At 67.8% G+C, this 18,377-nt stretch carries 16 protein-coding genes; 9 read left to right on the top strand and 7 right to left on the bottom strand.

What is annotated here, in order from left to right:
• The 6 genes from AC07S4_RS08935 (at position 1) to AC07S4_RS08910 (ending at position 6,751) form a co-directional block, all read left to right on the top strand.
• Positions 1-1,296 (top strand): COX15/CtaA family protein, encoded by a 1,296-nt coding sequence (locus AC07S4_RS08935; RefSeq protein ID WP_494986301.1) that lies wholly within the window; start codon positions 1-3, stop codon positions 1,294-1,296.
• A complete protein-coding gene (gene cyoE, locus AC07S4_RS08930) occupies positions 1,293-2,186 on the top strand; it encodes a heme o synthase (protein ID WP_494986300.1) in 894 nt (297 codons plus the stop codon). The genes AC07S4_RS08935 and cyoE overlap by 4 nt, the downstream gene beginning before the upstream one ends.
• Positions 2,187-2,188: 2 nt before the next feature.
• Positions 2,189-2,776, top strand: coding sequence for an SCO family protein (locus AC07S4_RS08925; protein ID WP_494986299.1), 588 nt, complete (start codon positions 2,189-2,191; stop codon positions 2,774-2,776).
• A 34-nt stretch (positions 2,777-2,810) separates the two neighbouring features.
• Positions 2,811-3,848, top strand: a complete 1,038-nt coding sequence (locus AC07S4_RS08920) for an AI-2E family transporter (protein ID WP_494986298.1) — start codon at positions 2,811-2,813, stop codon at positions 3,846-3,848.
• A gap of 78 nt (positions 3,849-3,926) precedes the next feature.
• Positions 3,927-4,487 (top strand): heme NO-binding domain-containing protein, encoded by a 561-nt coding sequence (locus AC07S4_RS08915; protein ID WP_494986297.1) that lies wholly within the window; start codon positions 3,927-3,929, stop codon positions 4,485-4,487.
• Positions 4,487-6,751: an EAL domain-containing protein gene (locus AC07S4_RS08910; RefSeq protein ID WP_494986296.1), complete on the top strand. Its 2,265-nt coding sequence runs from the start codon at positions 4,487-4,489 to the stop codon at positions 6,749-6,751. Before AC07S4_RS08915 ends, AC07S4_RS08910 begins: the two co-directional genes overlap by 1 nt.
• An 11-nt stretch (positions 6,752-6,762) precedes the next feature.
• Here AC07S4_RS08910 and AC07S4_RS08905 read toward each other — a convergent pair whose 3' ends face one another.
• The 5 genes from AC07S4_RS08905 to AC07S4_RS08885 all read right to left on the bottom strand — a co-directional run bounded on the left by AC07S4_RS08905 (position 6,763) and on the right by AC07S4_RS08885 (position 13,279).
• Positions 6,763-8,106: a hemolysin family protein gene (locus AC07S4_RS08905; RefSeq protein WP_494986295.1), complete on the bottom strand. Its 1,344-nt coding sequence runs from the start codon at positions 8,104-8,106 to the stop codon at positions 6,763-6,765.
• Between the two features lie 86 nt (positions 8,107-8,192).
• Positions 8,193-9,323, bottom strand: coding sequence for an ABC transporter permease (locus AC07S4_RS08900; RefSeq protein WP_494986294.1), 1,131 nt, complete (start codon positions 9,321-9,323; stop codon positions 8,193-8,195).
• A gap of 7 nt (positions 9,324-9,330) precedes the next feature.
• The gene (locus AC07S4_RS08895) at positions 9,331-10,488 is read right to left on the bottom strand and encodes an ABC transporter permease (protein WP_494986293.1); all 1,158 of its coding nucleotides are present in this window, start codon (positions 10,486-10,488) and stop codon (positions 9,331-9,333) included.
• A complete protein-coding gene (locus AC07S4_RS08890; protein WP_494986292.1) occupies positions 10,485-12,275 on the bottom strand; it encodes an ATP-binding cassette domain-containing protein in 1,791 nt (596 codons plus the stop codon). The genes AC07S4_RS08895 and AC07S4_RS08890 overlap by 4 nt, the downstream gene beginning before the upstream one ends.
• The gene (locus AC07S4_RS08885) at positions 12,272-13,279 is read right to left on the bottom strand and encodes an HlyD family secretion protein (RefSeq protein WP_494986291.1); all 1,008 of its coding nucleotides are present in this window, start codon (positions 13,277-13,279) and stop codon (positions 12,272-12,274) included. Before AC07S4_RS08885 ends, AC07S4_RS08890 begins: the two co-directional genes overlap by 4 nt.
• A 91-nt stretch (positions 13,280-13,370) precedes the next feature.
• On the opposite strand from AC07S4_RS08885, the gene AC07S4_RS08880 reads away from it, so the two are divergent.
• Positions 13,371-14,045: a TetR/AcrR family transcriptional regulator gene (locus AC07S4_RS08880; protein ID WP_494986290.1), complete on the top strand. Its 675-nt coding sequence runs from the start codon at positions 13,371-13,373 to the stop codon at positions 14,043-14,045.
• A gap of 3 nt (positions 14,046-14,048) precedes the next feature.
• Here the strand turns inward: AC07S4_RS08880 and AC07S4_RS08875 are convergent, their stop codons facing one another.
• Entirely contained in the window at positions 14,049-15,224 is a 1,176-nt protein-coding gene (locus AC07S4_RS08875) for an MFS transporter (RefSeq protein WP_494986289.1), read from the bottom strand.
• A gap of 112 nt (positions 15,225-15,336) precedes the next feature.
• Here AC07S4_RS08875 and AC07S4_RS08870 point away from each other — a divergent pair, with 112 nt between their 5' ends.
• On the top strand, positions 15,337-16,218 hold the full coding sequence (locus AC07S4_RS08870; protein WP_494986288.1) for a LysR family transcriptional regulator: 882 nt from the start codon (positions 15,337-15,339) through the stop codon (positions 16,216-16,218).
• 3 nt (positions 16,219-16,221) lie between these two features.
• On the opposite strand, the gene nhaR is transcribed toward AC07S4_RS08870, so the two are convergent.
• Positions 16,222-17,133 (bottom strand): transcriptional activator NhaR, encoded by a 912-nt coding sequence (nhaR, locus tag AC07S4_RS08865; RefSeq protein ID WP_494986287.1) that lies wholly within the window; start codon positions 17,131-17,133, stop codon positions 16,222-16,224.
• A gap of 112 nt (positions 17,134-17,245) precedes the next feature.
• On the opposite strand from nhaR, the gene AC07S4_RS08860 reads away from it, so the two are divergent.
• The gene (locus tag AC07S4_RS08860; protein ID WP_494986286.1) at positions 17,246-18,292 is read left to right on the top strand and encodes a DUF475 domain-containing protein; all 1,047 of its coding nucleotides are present in this window, start codon (positions 17,246-17,248) and stop codon (positions 18,290-18,292) included.
• The last annotated feature ends 85 nt before the right edge of the window (positions 18,293-18,377 follow it).

Raw genomic sequence — 18,377 nt, 5'->3', positions numbered from 1 at the left:
ATGCATCACACCACGCTGGCCCAGATGGCCGTCACCGGACTGCTGGTGGCGCTGCTGCCGCTGTCCATGGTCTGGGTATCGTCGGACGAGAACAAGTACCGCAAGCTGGTCTGGATCAGCGTGTTCCTGACCTTCGACCTGATCGTGTTCGGCGCCTTCACGCGCCTGACCGACTCGGGCCTGGGCTGCCCGGACTGGCCGGGCTGCTACGGCCTGGCCAATCCCTTCCTGGCGCACGCCGACATCGCCGCCGCCGAGGCCTTGCAGCCCAGCGGCCCGGTCACGCTGTTCAAGGCCTGGGTGGAGATGATCCACCGCTACCTGGCCATGGGCATCGGCGTGCTGATCGTGGCCATGATGGCGGTGGCGCTGATCCAGTCGCGCAAGGCGCGCCAGCTGGCCGCGCAGGCGGGCGAGCTTGCCACCCCCAAGGTTGCCACCCCCAACCTTGCCGCCGCCGTCAGCGCGGCCGGCATGCGACTGGCCTACGCGCCGGCCTTGCCGGTGGTGCTGTTCTTTTTCGTCTGCCTGCAGGGCGCGTTCGGCGCGTGGACCGTCACGCTCAAGCTGCAGCCGGTGATCGTCACCATCCACCTGCTGCTGGGCATGGGGCTGCTGTCCATGCTGGCGTGGTTCGGCTGCCGCCAGGACACGGTGCACCAGTCGCTGCTGCCCGCCGCTGAACAGCAGCAGCGGCAGCGGAGCGGGCGCCGCTACCTGGCGTCGGCCCCGCTGCCGGTGCTGCGCACCCTGCGCTGGCTGGCGCTGGCCAGCGGCCTGGCGCTGCTGGTCCAGCTGGCGCTGGGCGGGTGGGTGAGCACTAACTACGCCACGCTGGCTTGCACCGAGTTCCCGCTGTGCGCCGGCAAGGTGGTGCCCGAGATGGACTTCGAGCACGGCTTCCACCTGTGGCGCGAACTGGGCAAGACGGCCGCCGGCCACTACCTGCCTTTCTCCGCGCTGACCGCCATCCACTGGGTGCACCGCAACTTCGCCGTCGTGGTCGTGCTGCTGGCCGGCTACACGGCCTGGCGCGCCTGGAATATGGCCGGAATGGCAAGGCTGGCGCGCGGCATTGCCGCCGTGCTGGCGCTGCAGACGGCCAGCGGCCTGGCCACCATTTACTTCAGCTTCCCCCTGGCGATCGCCGTGCTGCATAACGCCGGAGCGGCGCTGCTGGTGCTTTTGCTGACCATGTTAAACTATCGGGCTAAGCACCAACACGACACGGCCCGGCAAGGCGCCGCGGGCGCGTCCCGCCCGCCCGCCGCCGCCTCGGCCAGACACCACCAATGACGACCCAGACCGCCCTACATAAACAGACCAACCGCATGGCCCAATACTGGGCGCTGACCAAGCCGCGCGTAACGCAGTTGGCGGTGTTCTGCGCCGTCATCGGCATGTTCCTCGCCACCGACGAGCTGCCCAGCTGGCGCGTGGTGGTAGCGGCCACCTTCGGCATCTGGCTGCTGGCCGGCGCCGCCTTCGCCGTCAACTGCCTGGCCGAGCGCGAGATCGACGCGCGCATGGCGCGCACCGCGCGCCGCCCCATGGCGCAGGGCGAAATCTCGGTGATGCAGACCGCCGTGTTCTCCACCGTGATCGGCGGCCTGGGCATGTGGATACTGTACGCGCTGGTCAACCCGCTGACCATGTGGCTGACCTTTGTCACCTTTGTCGGCTACGCCGTCATCTACACCATGATCTTGAAGCCGGCCACGCCGCAGAACATCGTCATCGGCGGCCTGTCCGGCGCCATGCCGCCCGCGCTGGGCTGGGCCGCCGTGGCCAACGACGTGCCGATGCAGGCCTGGCTGCTGGTCATGATCATCTTCATCTGGACCCCGCCGCACTTCTGGGCGCTGGCCATGTACCGCCGCGACGACTACGCCAAGTCCGGCCTGCCCATGCTGCCCGTCACCCACGGCATGACCTTCACCGGCTTCCACGTCTGGCTGTACTCCATCGCCCTGGCCGCCACCACCTTGCTGCCCTTCGCCGTCAAGATGAGCGGCCTGATCTACCTGGTCAGCGCCGTGGCGCTGAACGTGGTGTTCCTGTGGCATAGCTGGCGCGTGCACCGCCATTACACCGACCTGGTGGCGCGCAAGGCGTTCACCTGGTCCATCATCTATCTGTCCCTGCTGTTCGCCGCGCTGCTGGTGGACCATTACGTGAAGATTTAATCATGAAGAAACTACTGGCAGTACTGTGCATGGCGCTCGCGTTGAGCGCCTGCCAGAAGCAGGCCCCCGGTTCCGGCCTGCCGTTCAAGAACACCGACCTGACGGGCCTGAGCTACGCCCAGGGCTTCTCGCTGAACGACCACACCGGCAAGCCGGTCACGCTGGAGAGCTACAAGGGCAAGGCGGTGGTGATCTTCTTCGGCTACACCCAATGCCCGGACGTGTGCCCGACCACCATGGCCGACATGGCAGGCGCCATGAAGGAACTGGGGCCGCTGGCCGACCAGGTGCAGGTGCTGTTCATCACCCTGGACCCGGCGCGCGACACCAAGGAGCTGCTGGCCCAGTACGCGCCCACTTTTGATCCGCGCTTCGTCGGCCTGTATGGCACGCCGGAGCAGACCGCGCAGGTGGCCAAGGAATTCAAGGTCATCTACAACAAGGTGGAAGGCAAAACGCCGGACAGCTACACCATCGACCATACCGCCGGCAGCTATGTGTTTGATAAAAACGGCAAGATCCGCCTGTACCTGCCCCACGGCCAGGGCCCGGCCCCGATCGCGCACGACCTGAAACTGCTGCTTTCCTGATAAGCTAGCCCCCGATACAATATTTGGGGGCACGATGGAAAAACGTTTTCAACCTTACACCCGCCTTGCGGCGATCGTCTTTCTGGTGATCGGCTGCCTGGCGGTGTTGCGCCCCTTCCTGGCCGCGATCCTGTTCGCCGCCGCCATCGCCATCTCCAGCTGGCCCTTGTACCTGATGCTGCTGGCGCGCTGCCGCCAGCGCCATACCTTGTCGGCCGCCGTCATGACGCTGACGCTGATCCTCATCATCATCCTGCCGCTGGCCCTGGTCACCTGGAACATCGCCGACAGCGCGCGCGAAGTGTATGAGCACATGCGCGCGGCCATCGACGAGGGCACCGTGGCGCCGCCGGCCTGGCTGCGCGACATTCCCATGGTGGGCGAGGCGGCGGACGCCTATGTGCGCAAGATTATCGGCAGCCGCGAGGAGCTGGTGGCGCTGGCCAAGCGCTATATGGAGCCGGCGCGCCACTTCCTGCTGGGCAGCGGCGTGGTGCTGGGCAGCGGCGTGGCGCAGGTCAGCCTGGCCGCCTTCGTCTGCTTCTTCCTGTACCGCGACGGCGCCGCCATCCTGGGCGCGCTGCGGGTGGGCATGGACAAGATCATGGGCGAGCACGCCCCCGAGGTGGCCGACACCGTCAGCCGCACCGTGCGCGGCGTGATGTACGGCCTGCTCGGCACCGCGCTGGCGCAGGCGGCGGTGGCCTGCATCGGCTTCCTGATCGCCGGCGTGCCCGCGGTGGCGCTGCTGTCGGTGGCCACCTTCCTGTTCTCGCTGGTGCCGGTCGGCCCGCCGCTGATCTGGGGCGGCGCCGCCATCTGGCTGTTCAACCAGGGCAGCACCGGCTGGGCCGTGTTCATGCTGGTGTGGGGCGTGTTCGTGATCAGCGGCGTGGACAACGTGGTCAAGCCCATGATCATCAGCCGTGGCTCCAGCCTGCCATTCCTGCTGGTGCTGCTGGGCGTGATGGGCGGCGTGCTGGCCTTCGGTTTCGTGGGCCTGTTCATCGGGCCGACGCTGCTGGCGGTGGCACTGGGCCTGCTGCGCAACTGGACCGGCAAGGCGCCCTGAGGCACGGCTGGCTGCGCAGCCCGACAAATTGTTAAATCACGGTTTATACTGGCGCTGTTTTGGAAACAGGGAGGCGCTATGAAAGGCGTGGTATTCACGGAGTTTATGGAGCTGGTCGAGGCCCGCATGGGGCTCGATATGCTGGACCGCATCATCACCGAAGCCGACTTGCCCAACGACGGCGCCTACACCTCGGTCGGCACCTACGACCATGCTGAGCTGGTGCGGCTGGTAGTGGCGCTGTCCAATGCCAGCGGCCTGCCCATTCCGGCGCTGATCCACCTGTTCGGCCAGCACCTGTTCCAGCGCTTCTCGGTGGGCTACCCGGCGCTGTTCGCCGACACCCACAACGCCTACGACTTCCTGAGCCGCATCGACGATGTGATCCACGTCGAAGTGCGCAAGCTGTATCCGGACGCCGAGCTGCCCAAGCTGCCCTGCGAGCGTCCGGCGCCGGGCGAGCTGGTGCTCATGTACAGTTCCCCGCGCGGCTTTGCCGACCTGGCGGCGGGCCTGATCGACGGCTGCATCGCCCACTTCCAGGAAACCATCAGCGTCACCCGCACCGACCTGCCGATGGAGGGCAATCTGCACCGCACCCGATTCCACCTGGTGTCCGCGCCGGCCGCAGGGGCGTGATGCAGGCGCCGGACGCACCCGTCAGCACGGTCGCCTCGCGCAGCCTGCTGCGCGAACGCGCGGCGCGCAAGGAGGCGGAGTCGCTGCTGGAGCAGAAGAGCCGCGAGCTGTACGACATCAACCAGAACCTGCGCCAGCTCAACAGCCATATCGAAGAAAGCGAAGCGCGCTACCGCTCGCTGGTGGAACTGATCCCGGACGCCATCTGGATCCATACCGGCGGCAAGATCGTGTTCTTGAATCCGGCCGCGCAGCGCCTGTTCGGCGCCGCCTCGGCCGGCAGCCTGCTCGGCACCGACGCGGACGCGTGCGTGCCCGCCGAGTTCCACGCGCAGCTGGCCGCAGGCACGTATAGCGACATCTCGCTGGCCCAGCTGCAGCCGCGCAGCGCCTTGCAGCTGCTGCGGCTGGACGGCTCGCTGGTGGACGTGGAGTACTTCGGCTGCCGCCTGCGCTTCAACAACGCCGACTCGGTGATGAGCGTGGCGCACGACGTGACCGAACGCCGCCAGCAGGAGAAGGCCATCGAGCACCAGGCCACGCACGACCAGCTGACCGGCCTGCCCAACCGCGCGCTGTTCCTGGACCGCCTGGCGCACGCCATCCGCCGCGCCGAGCGCCGCAAGGAGCGCCTGGCCGTGGTGTTCCTGGACCTGGACAAATTCAAGCAGGTCAACGACACGCTGGGCCACGCCGTGGGCGACGAGCTGCTGCGCGTGGTGGCCGCCACCCTGCGGCACAGCGTGCGCGACTTCGACACCGTGGCCCGCCTGGGCGGCGACGAGTTCGTGCTGCTGCTCGACAGCCCGCTGGGCGAGACCACGCCGGGCATGATCGCCGAGCGCATCGGCGAGCACCTGGCGCGGCCGGTGCTGCTGGCCGGGCAGGAGCACGTCATTACCGGCAGCATGGGCCTGAGCCTGTACCCGGGCGACGGCGACCAGGCCGAGAACCTGCTGCGCCAGGCCGACATCGCCATGTACCGCGCCAAGCAGGCCGGCCGCAACGGCTTCCAGTTCTTCACCCAGGAAATGCAGCAGCGCTTGGACGCGCGCATGACGCTGGAGCAGGGCCTGATGCGCGCCCTGCAGCGCGACGAATTCGTGCTGCACTACCAGCCGCAGGTGGACCTGGCCAGCGGCAAGGTGATCGGCCTGGAGGCGCTGCTGCGCTGGCAGTCGCCCGAGCTGGGGCTGGTGCCGCCCATGCAGTTCATCCCGGTGGCCGAGGAGAGCAACCTGATCACCGCCATCGGCGGCTGGGTGCTGGACAAGGCCTGCGCCACGCTGCGCGCCTGGATCGACGCCGGCGTGCCGGTGGTGCCGGTGGCGGTGAACGTGGCCGCCAGCCAGTTCGCGCACCAGAACATGGAAACCGTGCTGCGCGACGTGCTGGCGCGCTACAGCCTGGAGCCGGGCCTGATCGAATTCGAGCTGACCGAGAGCCTGTCCATGGTGGACCCGGAAGCGTCGATCGCGCTGATGCACCGCCTGAAGGCGATCGGCATCACCATGTCCATCGACGACTTCGGCACCGGCTATTCCAATCTGAGTTATCTGAAGCGCTTCCCGGTCGACAAGCTGAAGATAGACCAGTCCTTCACGCGCGGCATGGCCAGCGATCCGGAGGACCGCTCCATCGTGACGGCGGTGATACGGCTGGCGCACAGCCTGGGCTTGCGCGCCATCGCCGAGGGCGTGGAGACCGAGGGCCAGATGCAGCTGCTGGCGCGCCACGGCTGCGACGAGATCCAGGGCTATTATTTCAGCCGTCCGCTGGCCGAGCCGGGCATCGTGGCCATGCTGCGCAGCGGCGCGGCGCTGGAAGTGCCGCTGACCGGGCAGCGCAAGCCGGAGCCGCGCCGCACGGTGCTGCTGGTGGACCACGAGCCGCGCACGCAGGCGCATTTCCGCCGCCTGCTCGACAGCACGCCCTACGAGCTGCTGTCGGCGCTGAAGATGGAGGATGCCTACGAGGTGCTGGCCAGCCGCGAGGTGGGGGTGGTGCTGTCGGGACGGGGGCCGGAAGGGCGCAGTGGGGTGGACTTCTTCGAGCGCATCAAGCGCCTGTATCCGGCGGCGGTGCGGGTGCTGCTCACGCGCGAGGCCGAGGGCGGCGACAGCGCCGCCGGTCTGGCGGACGCCATCAACCTGGGCGCGGTCTACAAATTCATCTCCGCGCCGGACGACGACGCCCATGTGCTCGAAACCCTGGCCAGCGCTTTCGAGCAGTACCAGCGCCAGGCCGGCGCGGCGGCCGCCTAGCGCCCCTGTGGTCAGTCCTGGTCGTCGGACTCGCTGTGGCGGGCCTGGCGCGGGATCACCTTCACCAGCAGGATGCGCGGGCCGTTCATCTTTTTGACCACGATGTCGAAGCCGTTGAACTCCACGCGCTGGCCCTGTTTCGGGATGTCGCCCAGTTTCAGCATCACCATGCCGCCCACCGACTCGATGTCCTCCAGGCCCATCTCCTCGTTCTCGATGTCCAGGCCCAGCGCGCGCTCCAGCGACACGATGGGCAGGCTGGCCTTGCCGACCAGGGCGCCGTCCGGCTGCTTGAGCCAGTCGTTCTCGTTGAGGCGGAACTCGTCGTGGATCTCGCCCACCATGGCGCCCAGCAGATTGTCCAGCGTGAGGAAGCCCACCGGGCGCTTGCCTTTTTCGCCGATCAGCGCGAAGTGCGGCGCGCCGTCCTTGAAGCGGCGGAACAGCTCCAGCGCCGGGGTGCGCGCCGAATACGTCTCCACCGGGCGCAGGAAGGGCGCCATCGAGGTGATCTGCTTGCCGGACTGCTCGGCGAAGAACAGGTCCTTCAGGTGCACCATGCCGAGCACGGTCTCGCCGTCCTCGTCGTAATAGGGATAGCGGCTGAAGCGGTTGCGTACCACGGTTTGCAGGTTCTCGTCCATGGACTTCGCCGCGTGCAGCGCGATCACTTCGTGGATGGGGCGCATCAGGTCCGACACCGACAGCTGGCTGAAGTCCAGCGAGTGGGCCAGGATGTTGCGCTCGTCCTTGTTGAATTTTTCGCCGGGCTGGCTGGTGCGCAGGATCAGCTTGAGCTCATCGGTGGAGTAGTGCGAATCGCCGTGGCCGCCGGAGCCGGCCAGGCCAGCCAGGCGCAGCACCATATTGGCGCTGGCGTTGAGCACCCAGATGGCCGGGTACATGGCCCAGTAGAAGGCGTACAGCGGCAGGGCGCTCCACAGGCCCACCGCTTCGGGCAGGCGGATGGCCAGCGATTTCGGCGCCAGCTCGCCCACCACGATGTGCAGGAAGGAGATGGTGACGAAGGCGAACACGAAGGAGACGCCATGGATCAGCTGCGGGGAGGTGACGCCGAAGGCGCCGAACACCGGTTCCAGCAGCGAGGCGAAAGCCGGTTCGCCGACCCAGCCCAGGCCCAGCGATGCGAGGGTGATACCCAGCTGGCAGGCCGACAAATACGCATCGAGTTCACCGTGGACCTTGGCCAGGATGCGGCCCCGGAGGCCCTGCGTCTTGGCGATGGCGCGCACGCGGGTGCGGCGCAAAGTGACGATGCCGAATTCGGCGGCAACAAAGAATCCGTTCAGCGCGACCAGGAAAAGCGCCAACAGAACCAGCAATAGATTAGCCATATAAATCGCTTGCGCGACCGTAGTTGAAACCTACATCTTATCCGACCCGGGCGATCCGGGCGCAAAATTGCCTTTTGGCCATGGTCCTAGGCGAGGCGGTTGCGGAACAGCCAGGCCGCCAGGGGCAGCGTCAGCGCGGCGATGACGAGCATGGGCAGCAGGTCCAGCGCCACCACGCGCAGGCCCACGCCCTCCAGGTAGACGCGCTGCACCAGGTCGATGGCGAAGCGCAGCGGATTGGCCAGCGTGAGCGTCTGCAGCAGCGGGGGCATGTTGCGCACCGGCGTGGTGAGGCCGGACAGCAGCATCATCGGCATGATGAGCACGAAGGTGTACAGCATGGCCTGCTGCATGTTGAGCGACACGGCCGATATCGACAGGCCGATGCCGACGCTGGCGAGCGTGAACAGGCCCAGGCCCGCGTACAGCGTGAGCAGCGAGCCGGCCAGCGGCACCTTGAACCACAGCGCCGTCACCAGCAGGATGATGGTCGATTGCGCCAGGCCGATCAGCACCGGCGCCAGCGCCTTTCCGGCCATGATCTCCAGCGGCGACATGGGCGTGACCAGCAACTGGTCGAAGCTGCCTTGTTCGCGCTCGCGCGCCACCGACAGCGCGGACAGCAGCAGCGTTTGCAGCATGCTCAGCGCCGCCACCATCCCGGGCAGCATGTTCCAGCGCGTTTCCAGGTTGGGGTTGTACCAGGCGCGCGCGTCGATGCTGAGCGCGGCGCCGTTGCCGCCGTTGCGCCGCGCCCAGTCGGCGTTGTAGGCCGCCACCACCTGGCTGACGAAGCCAGCGGCCGATCCGGCGGTGTTGGAGTTGCGGCCGTCCAGTATCAGCTGTACCGGCGCGGCTTCGCCGGCTTGCAGCTGCTGCTCGAAGCGCGGGCCGATCCGCACCGCCAGCATGGCCTGGTGCGTTTCGATGGCGCGCGCCATGCCTTCCTGGCTGTGCAGCGTGGCCACGCGGCGGAACACGCCGCTGCCTTCCAGCCTGGCCACCAGTTCGGTGGAGGCGGCGCTGCGGCTCTGGTCCAGCAGCACGTAGGGCGCGTCGGCCAGGTCGAAGGTGGCGGCGTAGCCGAACAGCATGCTTTGCACCAGCGCGGGCACGAACAGGATGGCGCGCGTCTTGGGGTCCTTCACCACGGCCAGGAACTCCTTGTGGCACATGTTGGCGATACGGCGCAGCGAAGCGATGACGGTTGCGAACATGATGGCCTCAGTCGAGTTTCTTGCGGGTGACGGCGCGCGCCACGCCGAGCAGCAGCACGGCGTAGGCGGCCAGGATGGCGCAGTTCTTGAAGATCAGCGGCCACACGTTCCCGGCCAGGAACAGGGTCTTGATCAGTTCCATGAAGTAGGTGGCGGGCAGGGCGTTGCCGACGTACTGGATCGCGCGCGGCACGTTGCGCAGGTCAAACAGGAAGCCGGACAGCATCAGCGAGGGCATGAAGCTGCTCAGCAGCGCGACCTGGCTGGCCAGGAACTGGTTGCGCGTGACCGAGGAGATCACCAGGCCCATGCCGACCGCCACGAACAGGTAGAGCATGGAGGCCAGCAGCAGGACGATCAGCGAGCCTTGCATCGGCACGTGGAACAGGAAGCGGGCGGCCAGCAGGCACAGGGCCAGTCCGCCCATGCCGACCGTGAAGTAGGGGATGATCTTGGCCAGCAGGATCTCGCCCGGGCGCACGGGGGTGACGAACAGCGCTTCCAGCGTGCCGCGCTCCCATTCGCGCGCCATCACCAGCGCGGTGAGGAAGGCGCCCACCAGCGTCATGATGAGGACGATCAGGCCGGGCACCAGGTACCAGGTGCTGGTGTTGGCGGCGTTGTACCACATGCGCTGTTCGATGGTGACCATGCCGGTGGCTGCCGCGGCGGGCGGCGCGTGCGCTACGCGGCCCTGGCGGTCGGCCTGGATGGCCCCCCATTGCGCCAGCGCGCCGCTGGTGTACTGCAGGATGATGCCGGCGCGGCTGGCGTCGGCGCCGTGGACCAGCACCTGCACGTGCGCGCCGCCCTGCGCCAGGCGGCGCGAGAAGTCGGCCGGGATGCGGACGATGCCGTCCACGCGGCGCTCGGTCATCAGCTGCTCCGCTTCGAGCATGGAGCCCAGCAGCACGGGCGCGATGGCGGTGGTGTTCATCAGGCCGGCGACGGCATTGGCGGCGGTCGGGGAGGCGTCCTCCAGCACCACGGCCACCGGCGCGTTCTTCACGTCCAGCGACAGCCCATAGCCGAAGATCAGGATCAGCACGATGGGCAGGCCGACGCCGATGGCGAGATTGCTCGCGTCGCGCAGCAATTGCCTGAATTCCTTGCGCACCAGCGCGCGCAGCCTGGCGCCGCCGCCGGACCCTGTTTTCCGCCTCATTGCGTGCCTCGCTGCCGGTTCTGCTCGACGATGCCGATGAATGCCTGCTCCATGCCCGCCGCGCCGCCGGCCTGTTCGCGCACCTGCTGCGGCGTGCCGATGGCGAGCAGCTTGCCCGCGTCCTGGATGACGATGCGGTCGCAGTACTCCGCTTCCTCCATGAAGTGGGTGGTGATGACGACCGTCACGCCGGCCGCCGCCAGCGCAGTGATGCGCCGCCAGAACTCGCGCCGCGCGAGCGGGTCGGCGCCGCTGGTGGGTTCGTCCAGGAACAGGATCTCGGGCGAGTGCAGCAGGCCGATGGCCATCTGCAGGCGCTGCTTGAAACCGCCGGGAAGCTGGCCGCTGGCCATGTCCTCCTGGCCTGCGAGCTGGAATTGCGCCGTTACGTCCGCCGTGCGCTGGCGAAGGCGCTCGCCGTGCAGGCCGTAGGCGGTGCCGAAGAATTTCAGGTTTTCGGCCACGGTCAGGTTGCCGTACAGGGAGAATTTCTGCGACACGTAGCCCACTTTGCGGCGCGCCTCGGCGCGTGCGTGGCGCAGGTTCACGCCCGCTACTTGCAGGAAGCCGCTGCTGGCGGGCAGCAGGCCGCACAGCATGCGGAAAGTGGTGGTCTTGCCGGCGCCGTTCGGCCCCAGCAGGCCAAATATCTCGCCGCGCGCCACGCTGAAGCTGGTGCTCGAGACGGCCGTGAAGTCGCCGAACTTGCGCACCAGGTCGCGCACTTCGATGACCGGCTCGCCCGCCGTTTCTGGCACCTGCCCAGCAGCCGGCGCCGGCGCCATGCTCCCGCCGCCTTCGCCGCCGCTGCCGCCGCGCCCCGTGCTGCGTTTGTGTTCGCGCAGGATCAGCATGAAGCCGTCTTCCAGGCGTGCTTCGGCGGTGGTGGTGGTGGCGCCTTGCAGCAGCCCGGCCACCGCCTGCGGCGCGGCGCCGCTGCGCGCCATGTAGCGCACCTTGCCGCCCTCCGGCACCGCGTCGACGATGCTGGCGCCGGCGTCCAGCAGCCGCGCCTGCAGCGTGCGGGCCGTCACGCCTGCCGGCGGCGTGGCCACGTAGCACAAGCCTTGCGCGCGGCTGCGGATGGATTCCGGCGTGCCGCACGCCAGCACCAGCCCTTCATGCAGCACGCACACGTGCGCGCAGCGTTCCGCCTCGTCCAGGTAGGACGTGCTGACCACCACCGTCAGCCCTTGCTCGTCCACCAGCTGCTGCACGATGTCCCACAGTTCGCGCCGCGACAGCGGGTCCACGCCCACGGTGGGCTCGTCGAGCAGCAGCAGCTCGGGCGAGCGCACCAGCGTGCAGGCCAGTCCCAGCTTCTGTTTCATGCCGCCCGACAGCTTGCCCGCCGGCCGGTCCGTGAAGCGCTGCAGGTCCGTCATGTGCAGCAGACGCGCGAAACGCTCGCGCCGCACGTCGGCCGGCACGCCGTGCAGGTCCGCGTACAGGTCCAGGTTCTCCTGCACGCTCAGGTCTTCATACAGGCCGAAGCGCTGCGGCATGTAGCTGATGCGGTCCTGCACCCGCTGCGGATGGCGTGCCACGTCGATGCCCAGCACCTGAAGTTGGCCGGCACTGGGCGCCATCAGGCCGGCCGCCAGCCGCAGCAGCGTGGTCTTGCCCGCGCCGTCCGGTCCCACCAGCGCCGTCAGCGCGCCGGCCGGCGCCTGGATCGATACGCCGCCCAGCGCATCCACCGTGCGCCCGGTCTCCTTCACCACGAAGCGCTTGCACAAGCCGGTGCCGGACAGGGCCAGGCTGGGCGCCGCCGCCAGGGCAGTCATCTCTGCGCCTGCACGGCAGGGCGCGCGATGCGCACCGTGGCGGGCATGCCCAGGCGCAGGCGGTCTTCCTTGTCTTCCGCCAGCACGCGCACTTCATAAACGAGGCTGGTGCGCAGGTCCTCCGTCTGCACCGTCTTCGGCGTGAACTCAGCCACCGACGAGATATAGCCCACCTTGCCCGCCAGCGTCTTGCCGGGCAGGCTGTCGATGGCGATGCTGGCCGCCATGCCCGGCTTCACCAGTCCCAGCTCCGCCTCCCGCACGTAGGCGCGCACCCACTTGGGATCGGTAATCGCCAACGTGTACACCGGCCGCTGCGGCGACGCCATGTCGCCCGCCTCCATCAGCCGCGCGCGCACCACGGCCGCGATGGGCGCGCGCAGTTCCGCGTCCTTCAACTGCTGCGCCAGCACGGCCGTTTGCGCGCGCGCCGCCTCCAGCTGCGCCTCGGCCTGCGCGACGTCCTCCTTGCGCGCGCCGGCCTGCACCAGCTCCAGCGCCTTGTGCGCGCCCTCCAGCCGCGCCTGCGCCGCCTTGCTGCGCGCCGCCGCATTGTCCACGTCCTGCAGGCTCACCGCGCGTCCTGCCGGACCTTGCGCCAGCCCTTGCAGCCGCACCAGGCTCTTGGCCGCCAGGTCGGCCTCGGCCTGCGCCTCCGCCGTTTGCGCGCGCGCCTGGCCCACTTCCTGCGGCCGGCTGCCGGCCCGCAGCCGGGCCAGCGTCTGCTCCAGCGCGGCGGCCTGCGCGCGCGACTCGGCGATACGTAGTTCCAGCGTGGTGGTATCAAGCTTGCCCAGCACTTGGCCCGCGTCCACGCGGTCGCCTTCCTGCACCGCCAGGGTGGCGATGCGCTCGCTGCCATTGAACGCCAGCGATACCTGGCGCACGTCCACATTCCCGTACAGGACCAGCCCATCCTCGCCGGGAGCCGGGCGCATGGCATACCACGCCGCCGCCACGCCGGACAGCAGCAGTACTGTGCCGATGATGATCTTCTTGTTCATATTGCCGTCCTCCGGTCCACAGGTATGCGAGAATTGTACATCAAATTTAAATTTGAATTTAAATTAGTGAAATCCCCTACAATGTCGACCCATGACCACCACCAAGCCTAAACCTTCCGCCGCGCCGGCGCGCGCCGCCCGTTCCGACGGCGACGCCACGCGCAACGCCATCCTCGATGTTGCCGGCCAGGTGTTCGCGGAACGCGGCTTTGCCGACGCCACCAGCAAGGACATCTGCACCCGCGCGGGCGTGAACATGGCGTCGGTGAACTACCATTTCGGCAGCCGTGGCGGCTTGTACGAAGCGGTGCTGGTGGAGGCGCACAACCACTTGCTGCGCCTGGAGGAGATGCATGCGCTGGCCGCTGGCCTGGACGATCCGCGCCAGCAGCTGCGCGCCATCATCGGCCGCATCGTCGAGCATGTGACGGGGCCGCGCGCGCACTGGGGCAGCCGGGTGGTGGTGCGCGAACTGCTGTCGCCGAGCGAGCATGCGCCGGCGCTGGTGCAGCAGGCCATCGCGCCCAAGGCGATGGTGCTGATCGGCATAGTCAGCCGCATCGTTGGCCTGCCGCCCACGCATCCGGCCATGCAGCGCAGCCTGTTCTTCACCATGGCGCCGTGCCTGGCCATGCTGCTGGCGCCGGCCGAGCTGCGCACCAAGGTGCTGCCGGGACTGGGCGGCGAGCCCGCGCAGCTGGCGGACGATCTGCTGCGCTACGCGCTGGCCGGCATGGACGCGCTGGCCGCCCAGTACCGCGCCTGAGCTTCAGCGCGCCGGGAAGGCGTGCTGCCTGGAGTGCGCCGCAATCGCCAGCGCGCCGGCCAGCAGCAGGCATAGCGTCCACGGCAGGCACCCCGCGCCCGCTGCGCTCAGCAGCAAGCCGCCGAACAGCCCGCCGCCCGCAATGGCCAGGTTCCAGCTGGTCACCAGCAGCGACTGTGCCACATCGCCCGCGCTGTCCCCTACGTTTGCCGCCACGTTGGCCAGCGCCGTCTGGAAGAAGGTTGGCGCGCCGCCGAAGGCCAGACCCCACACGCCCACCGCAATATAGACCGCAGGCGGATGCGTACCCCACAAGCCGAGCGCCATGGCCGCCAGGCCAAACGCGGCAGTGCTGGCCAGCACCACGGTGCGCAGCCGGCGGTCGATCAGCAAGCCGGCCAGCCACAGGCCCGCGATGGACGCGGCGCCGAAGATGAACAGCACGGCATCGGCCTTGCGTTCCAGGCCTGCGGGCGCCAGGAAGGGCGAAATATAGGTGTACAGAATGTTGTGCGCGAGGACGTAGACGAAGGTGGTGGCCAGTACCGCCTTCACGCCGCTGATGCGCAGCACCTGGGCCAGCGGTGCGCGGCGCGCGCCGCTTTGTCCGGGAAAGTCCGGCACGGCCGCCGCCACCCATGCGATCAGCGCAAGCGCCATCGCGCTGATGATGCCGAACGCGTACTGCCAGCCCAGCGTGGCGCCCAGCAGCGTGCCGGCCGGCACGCCAAACGACAGGCCGACCGGGATGCCGGCCATGGCCACGGCCATGGCGCGGCCTTTGTGCTGCGGCGCCACCATGCGCACCGCATAGCCGGCCAGCAGCGCCCATAGCATGCCGGCGAACACGCCGGCGGCAAAGCGCGCCGCCATGGTGAGCAGGTAGCTGGTGGAGAGCGCGGTAACGCCGTTCACCAGCGCGAAGCCGGCGATGGTGGCCAGCAGCAGCGGCTTGCGGCGCACGCCCTGCGTGGCGGTGGTGAGCGGTATGGCGCACAGCAGGGAGCCCAGCGCGTAGCTGGTGACCAGCTGGCCGACCATGGCGCCGCTGGCGTCGAGGCTGGCGCCCATCTGCGGCAGCAGGCCGGCGGGCAGCGCTTCGGTGAGGATGGTGATGAAGCCCGCCGTGGCCAGCGCAAGCAGGCCGGAAAGCGGGAAGGTGGGAGCAGGTTTGGTCATGGCGTAGCCCGGTAATGGAAAGTCCGGCCACAGTACCGTTCCTGCGGCTGCGGAAAAAGTGGGCTAGACTTCCCGACTTTGCGGACAGTCTTGTCCTGAATCGGGAGCGGTCATGGAAAGTCTGAGCGGATTCAATGTATTTGTGCAGGTGGCCGAGACGCGCAGCTTCGTGGCGGCGGGCCGGGCGCTGGGCGTTTCCGCCTCGGCCATCGGCAAGAGCGTCGCGCGGCTGGAGGAGCGCCTGGGCGTCCGCCTGTTCCATCGCAGCACGCGCAGCATGACACTCACTGCGGAGGGCATGATGCTGCTCGAGCGCAGCCGCCGCGTGCTGGCCGAGATCGAGGCCGCCGAGCAGGAGCTGTCGCAGTCGGCCAGCGTGCCCAAGGGCCGCCTGCGCGTCAGCCTGCCGCTGGTGAGCGGGCTGGTGCTGCCCGTGCTGGCCGACTTCATGCGCGCCTATCCCGCCGTCGAGCTGGACCTGTCGTTCACCGACCGCATGGTGGACGTGGTGGAGGAGGGCTACGACGCGGTGGTGCGCACCGGCGAGCTGCTGGACTCGCGGCTGTCATCGCGCCAGCTGGGCAGCTTCGGCACCGTCATCGTTGCTTCCCCGGCCTACTTCGCGCAGCACGGCGTGCCGCAGCGGCCGGCCGACCTGGCCGGCCATCCGTGCCTGCACTACCGCTTTCCGAATTCCGGCAAACTGGAAGTGTGGCCCCTGTTGCGCGAGGCGGGCGAACCGGAACCGCGCCTGCCCACTTCCATGATCTGCGACAACGCGGAAACGCGGGTCTGGTTCGCCCTGCAGGGGCTGGGCATCGCCTGCCTGCCGGCCTTCGCGGTGCGCGCCGAGCTGGCGGCCGGCGCGCTGCGCACGGTGCTGGACGAATACGTGGACCGCACCATCACCTTCCGCCTGCTGTGGCCCTCGGGCCGCCACCTCACGCCCCGGCTGCGCGCCTTCATCGACTTCATGGCGGAACGCGGACTGTAGCGCCTAGGATTCGCTGGTGAACGCACCCGTGTGCAGCGCCTCCAGGATGGCCTCCACCGCCGGGTGCTTGATCTTGCGCTCGTTCGAGATGGCGTAGAACTGCTCCTTCAGTTCGGGCGCGTCGCCCACGTGCACGGCGCCGAACTGCTCCTGGATATCGTGCGCCAGCACCGAGGGCGCGAAGAACAGGCCCATGCCGTTGCGGCCGAAGGTGTTGAGCATGGCGTTGTCCTCGAATTCCCCCACCACGTCCGGCCGCGCGCCGTGCTGCACGAACCAGGCGTCGATGCGCCCGCGCAGCGCGTTGTTGCGCGTGGGCAGCAGCAGCGGCGCGCCGTTCAGGCTGTGCGGAAAGCCGCGCCGGTACTTGACCGCCAGCTTGCGCGCGCCGAACAGCTGCATGCCGCTTTCCAGCAGCAGGTGGCTGAACACGCGCAGGCTGGGCGTGGCGCGCACGGCGCGGTCGGTCAGCACCACGTCCAGCTTGTTCAGCGCCAGGTCGGCCAGCAGGGAGTCGAATTCGTTTTCCATGCAGATCAGCTTGACCTTGCGGCTCAGGTGCTGGGTGGTCTCCAGCAGGCGGTAGGCCACCAGCTTGGGCAGCGAGTCCGAAATGCCCACCGCCAGCCGCACGCGGCCCGCGTCCACGTCCGTCAGCGCCTGCTGCAGCTGGTCTTCCAGCTGGAAGATCTGGTCCGCATAGTCGAGCGCCACGCGGCCGGCCTCGGTGGGCACCAGGCGGCGGCCCTGCTGCATGAGCAGGGCCGTGCCGAGCTGCTGGTCGAGCTGCGCCAGCTGCGTGCTGACGGTCTGCACCGCCAGGCCGAGGCGCTCGGCGGCGCGCGTGACGCTGCCCTCCTTGGCCACGTTCCAGAAGAAAAAGAGATGCCGGAAGTTAATGCCTGCTGTTTTCATGCGCCTTGATCCATCCTGCTTTTCCGAAGTAATCCTTCGATTATCTTCTATTTTTTAATACGGGGGAATTCTCTACACTCCATGACATTCATCAACAAGAAAGGAATTACAGATGAAACACTTCAGAGTGTCATTCATAGTCTCCTTCATCTGCCTGGCGGTTGCCGGCTGGTGGGGCTACACACATACGGGCTGGGGCGGCGCGCTCACGGCGTTGGGCATCGCCACCATTCTGGCGGTCATGGAAGTTTCGCTGTCCTTCGACAACGCGGTGGTGAACGCCTCCGTGCTGAAGACCTGGGACGCATTCTGGAAGAAGCTGTTCCTGGGCGTGGGCATCATCATCGCCGTGTTCGGCATGCGCTTGCTGTTCCCGCTGGTGATCGTGGCGGTGGCGGCGGACATCAGCATGGCCGAGGTGTGGACGCTGGCGCTGAACGACCCGAAAGCGTATTCCACCCACCTGACCAACCACCACGCTGAAGTGGCGGCATTCGGCGGCGCCTTCCTGCTGCTGGTGTTCCTGAACTTCCTGCTGGACAAGGACAAGGAAACCCACTGGCTGGGCAACGTCGAGAAGAAACTGGGCTCGCTGGGCAAGATGTCCTCGGTGTCCGTCATGGTGACCATAGGCGCGCTGCTGGCCTGCCTGGGCATGGTGGAAGAAGGCCAGAAACTGATCGTGCTGATCGCCGGCCTGTGGGGCGTGCTGATCTACGTGGCGGTTGACGGCTTGAGCAGCCTGCTCGAATCGGAAGAAGAGGGCACCAACGTGGGCGACATGGTCAAGCGCGGCGGTATCGGCGGCTTCCTGTACCTGGAAGTGCTGGATGCATCGTTCAGCTTCGACGGCGTGATCGGCGCCTTCGCCATCACCAACGACGTGGTCATCATCATGCTGGGCCTGGCCATCGGCGCGATGTTCGTGCGCTCCATGACCATCTACCTGGTCGAGAAGGGCACGCTGGACGAATTCGTCTACCTGGAGCACGGCGCGCACTACGCCATCGGCATCCTGGCGGTGATCATGCTGGCGAGTATCAAGTTCCACATTCCCGAGATCTTCACGGGTCTGATCGGTGTGGCTTTCATCGGCGCCTCCATCTGGTCGTCGGTACGCCACCGCAAACAGCAGGAAGCGCTCGGCGTCACCGCCTGAGCGATGTAAAGAAAACGCGGCGCGCCCATAGAACACCGGCCCGCCGCGCATGCAGCAAGGTGTTCAACTACTTTTAGGAGTCACA

This window comes from Pseudoduganella sp. GW821-FHT05F09, assembly GCF_059419605.1.
Note: the sequence above shows the minus strand (reverse complement) of the source record. Positions and strands in the feature narration are given on the sequence as shown.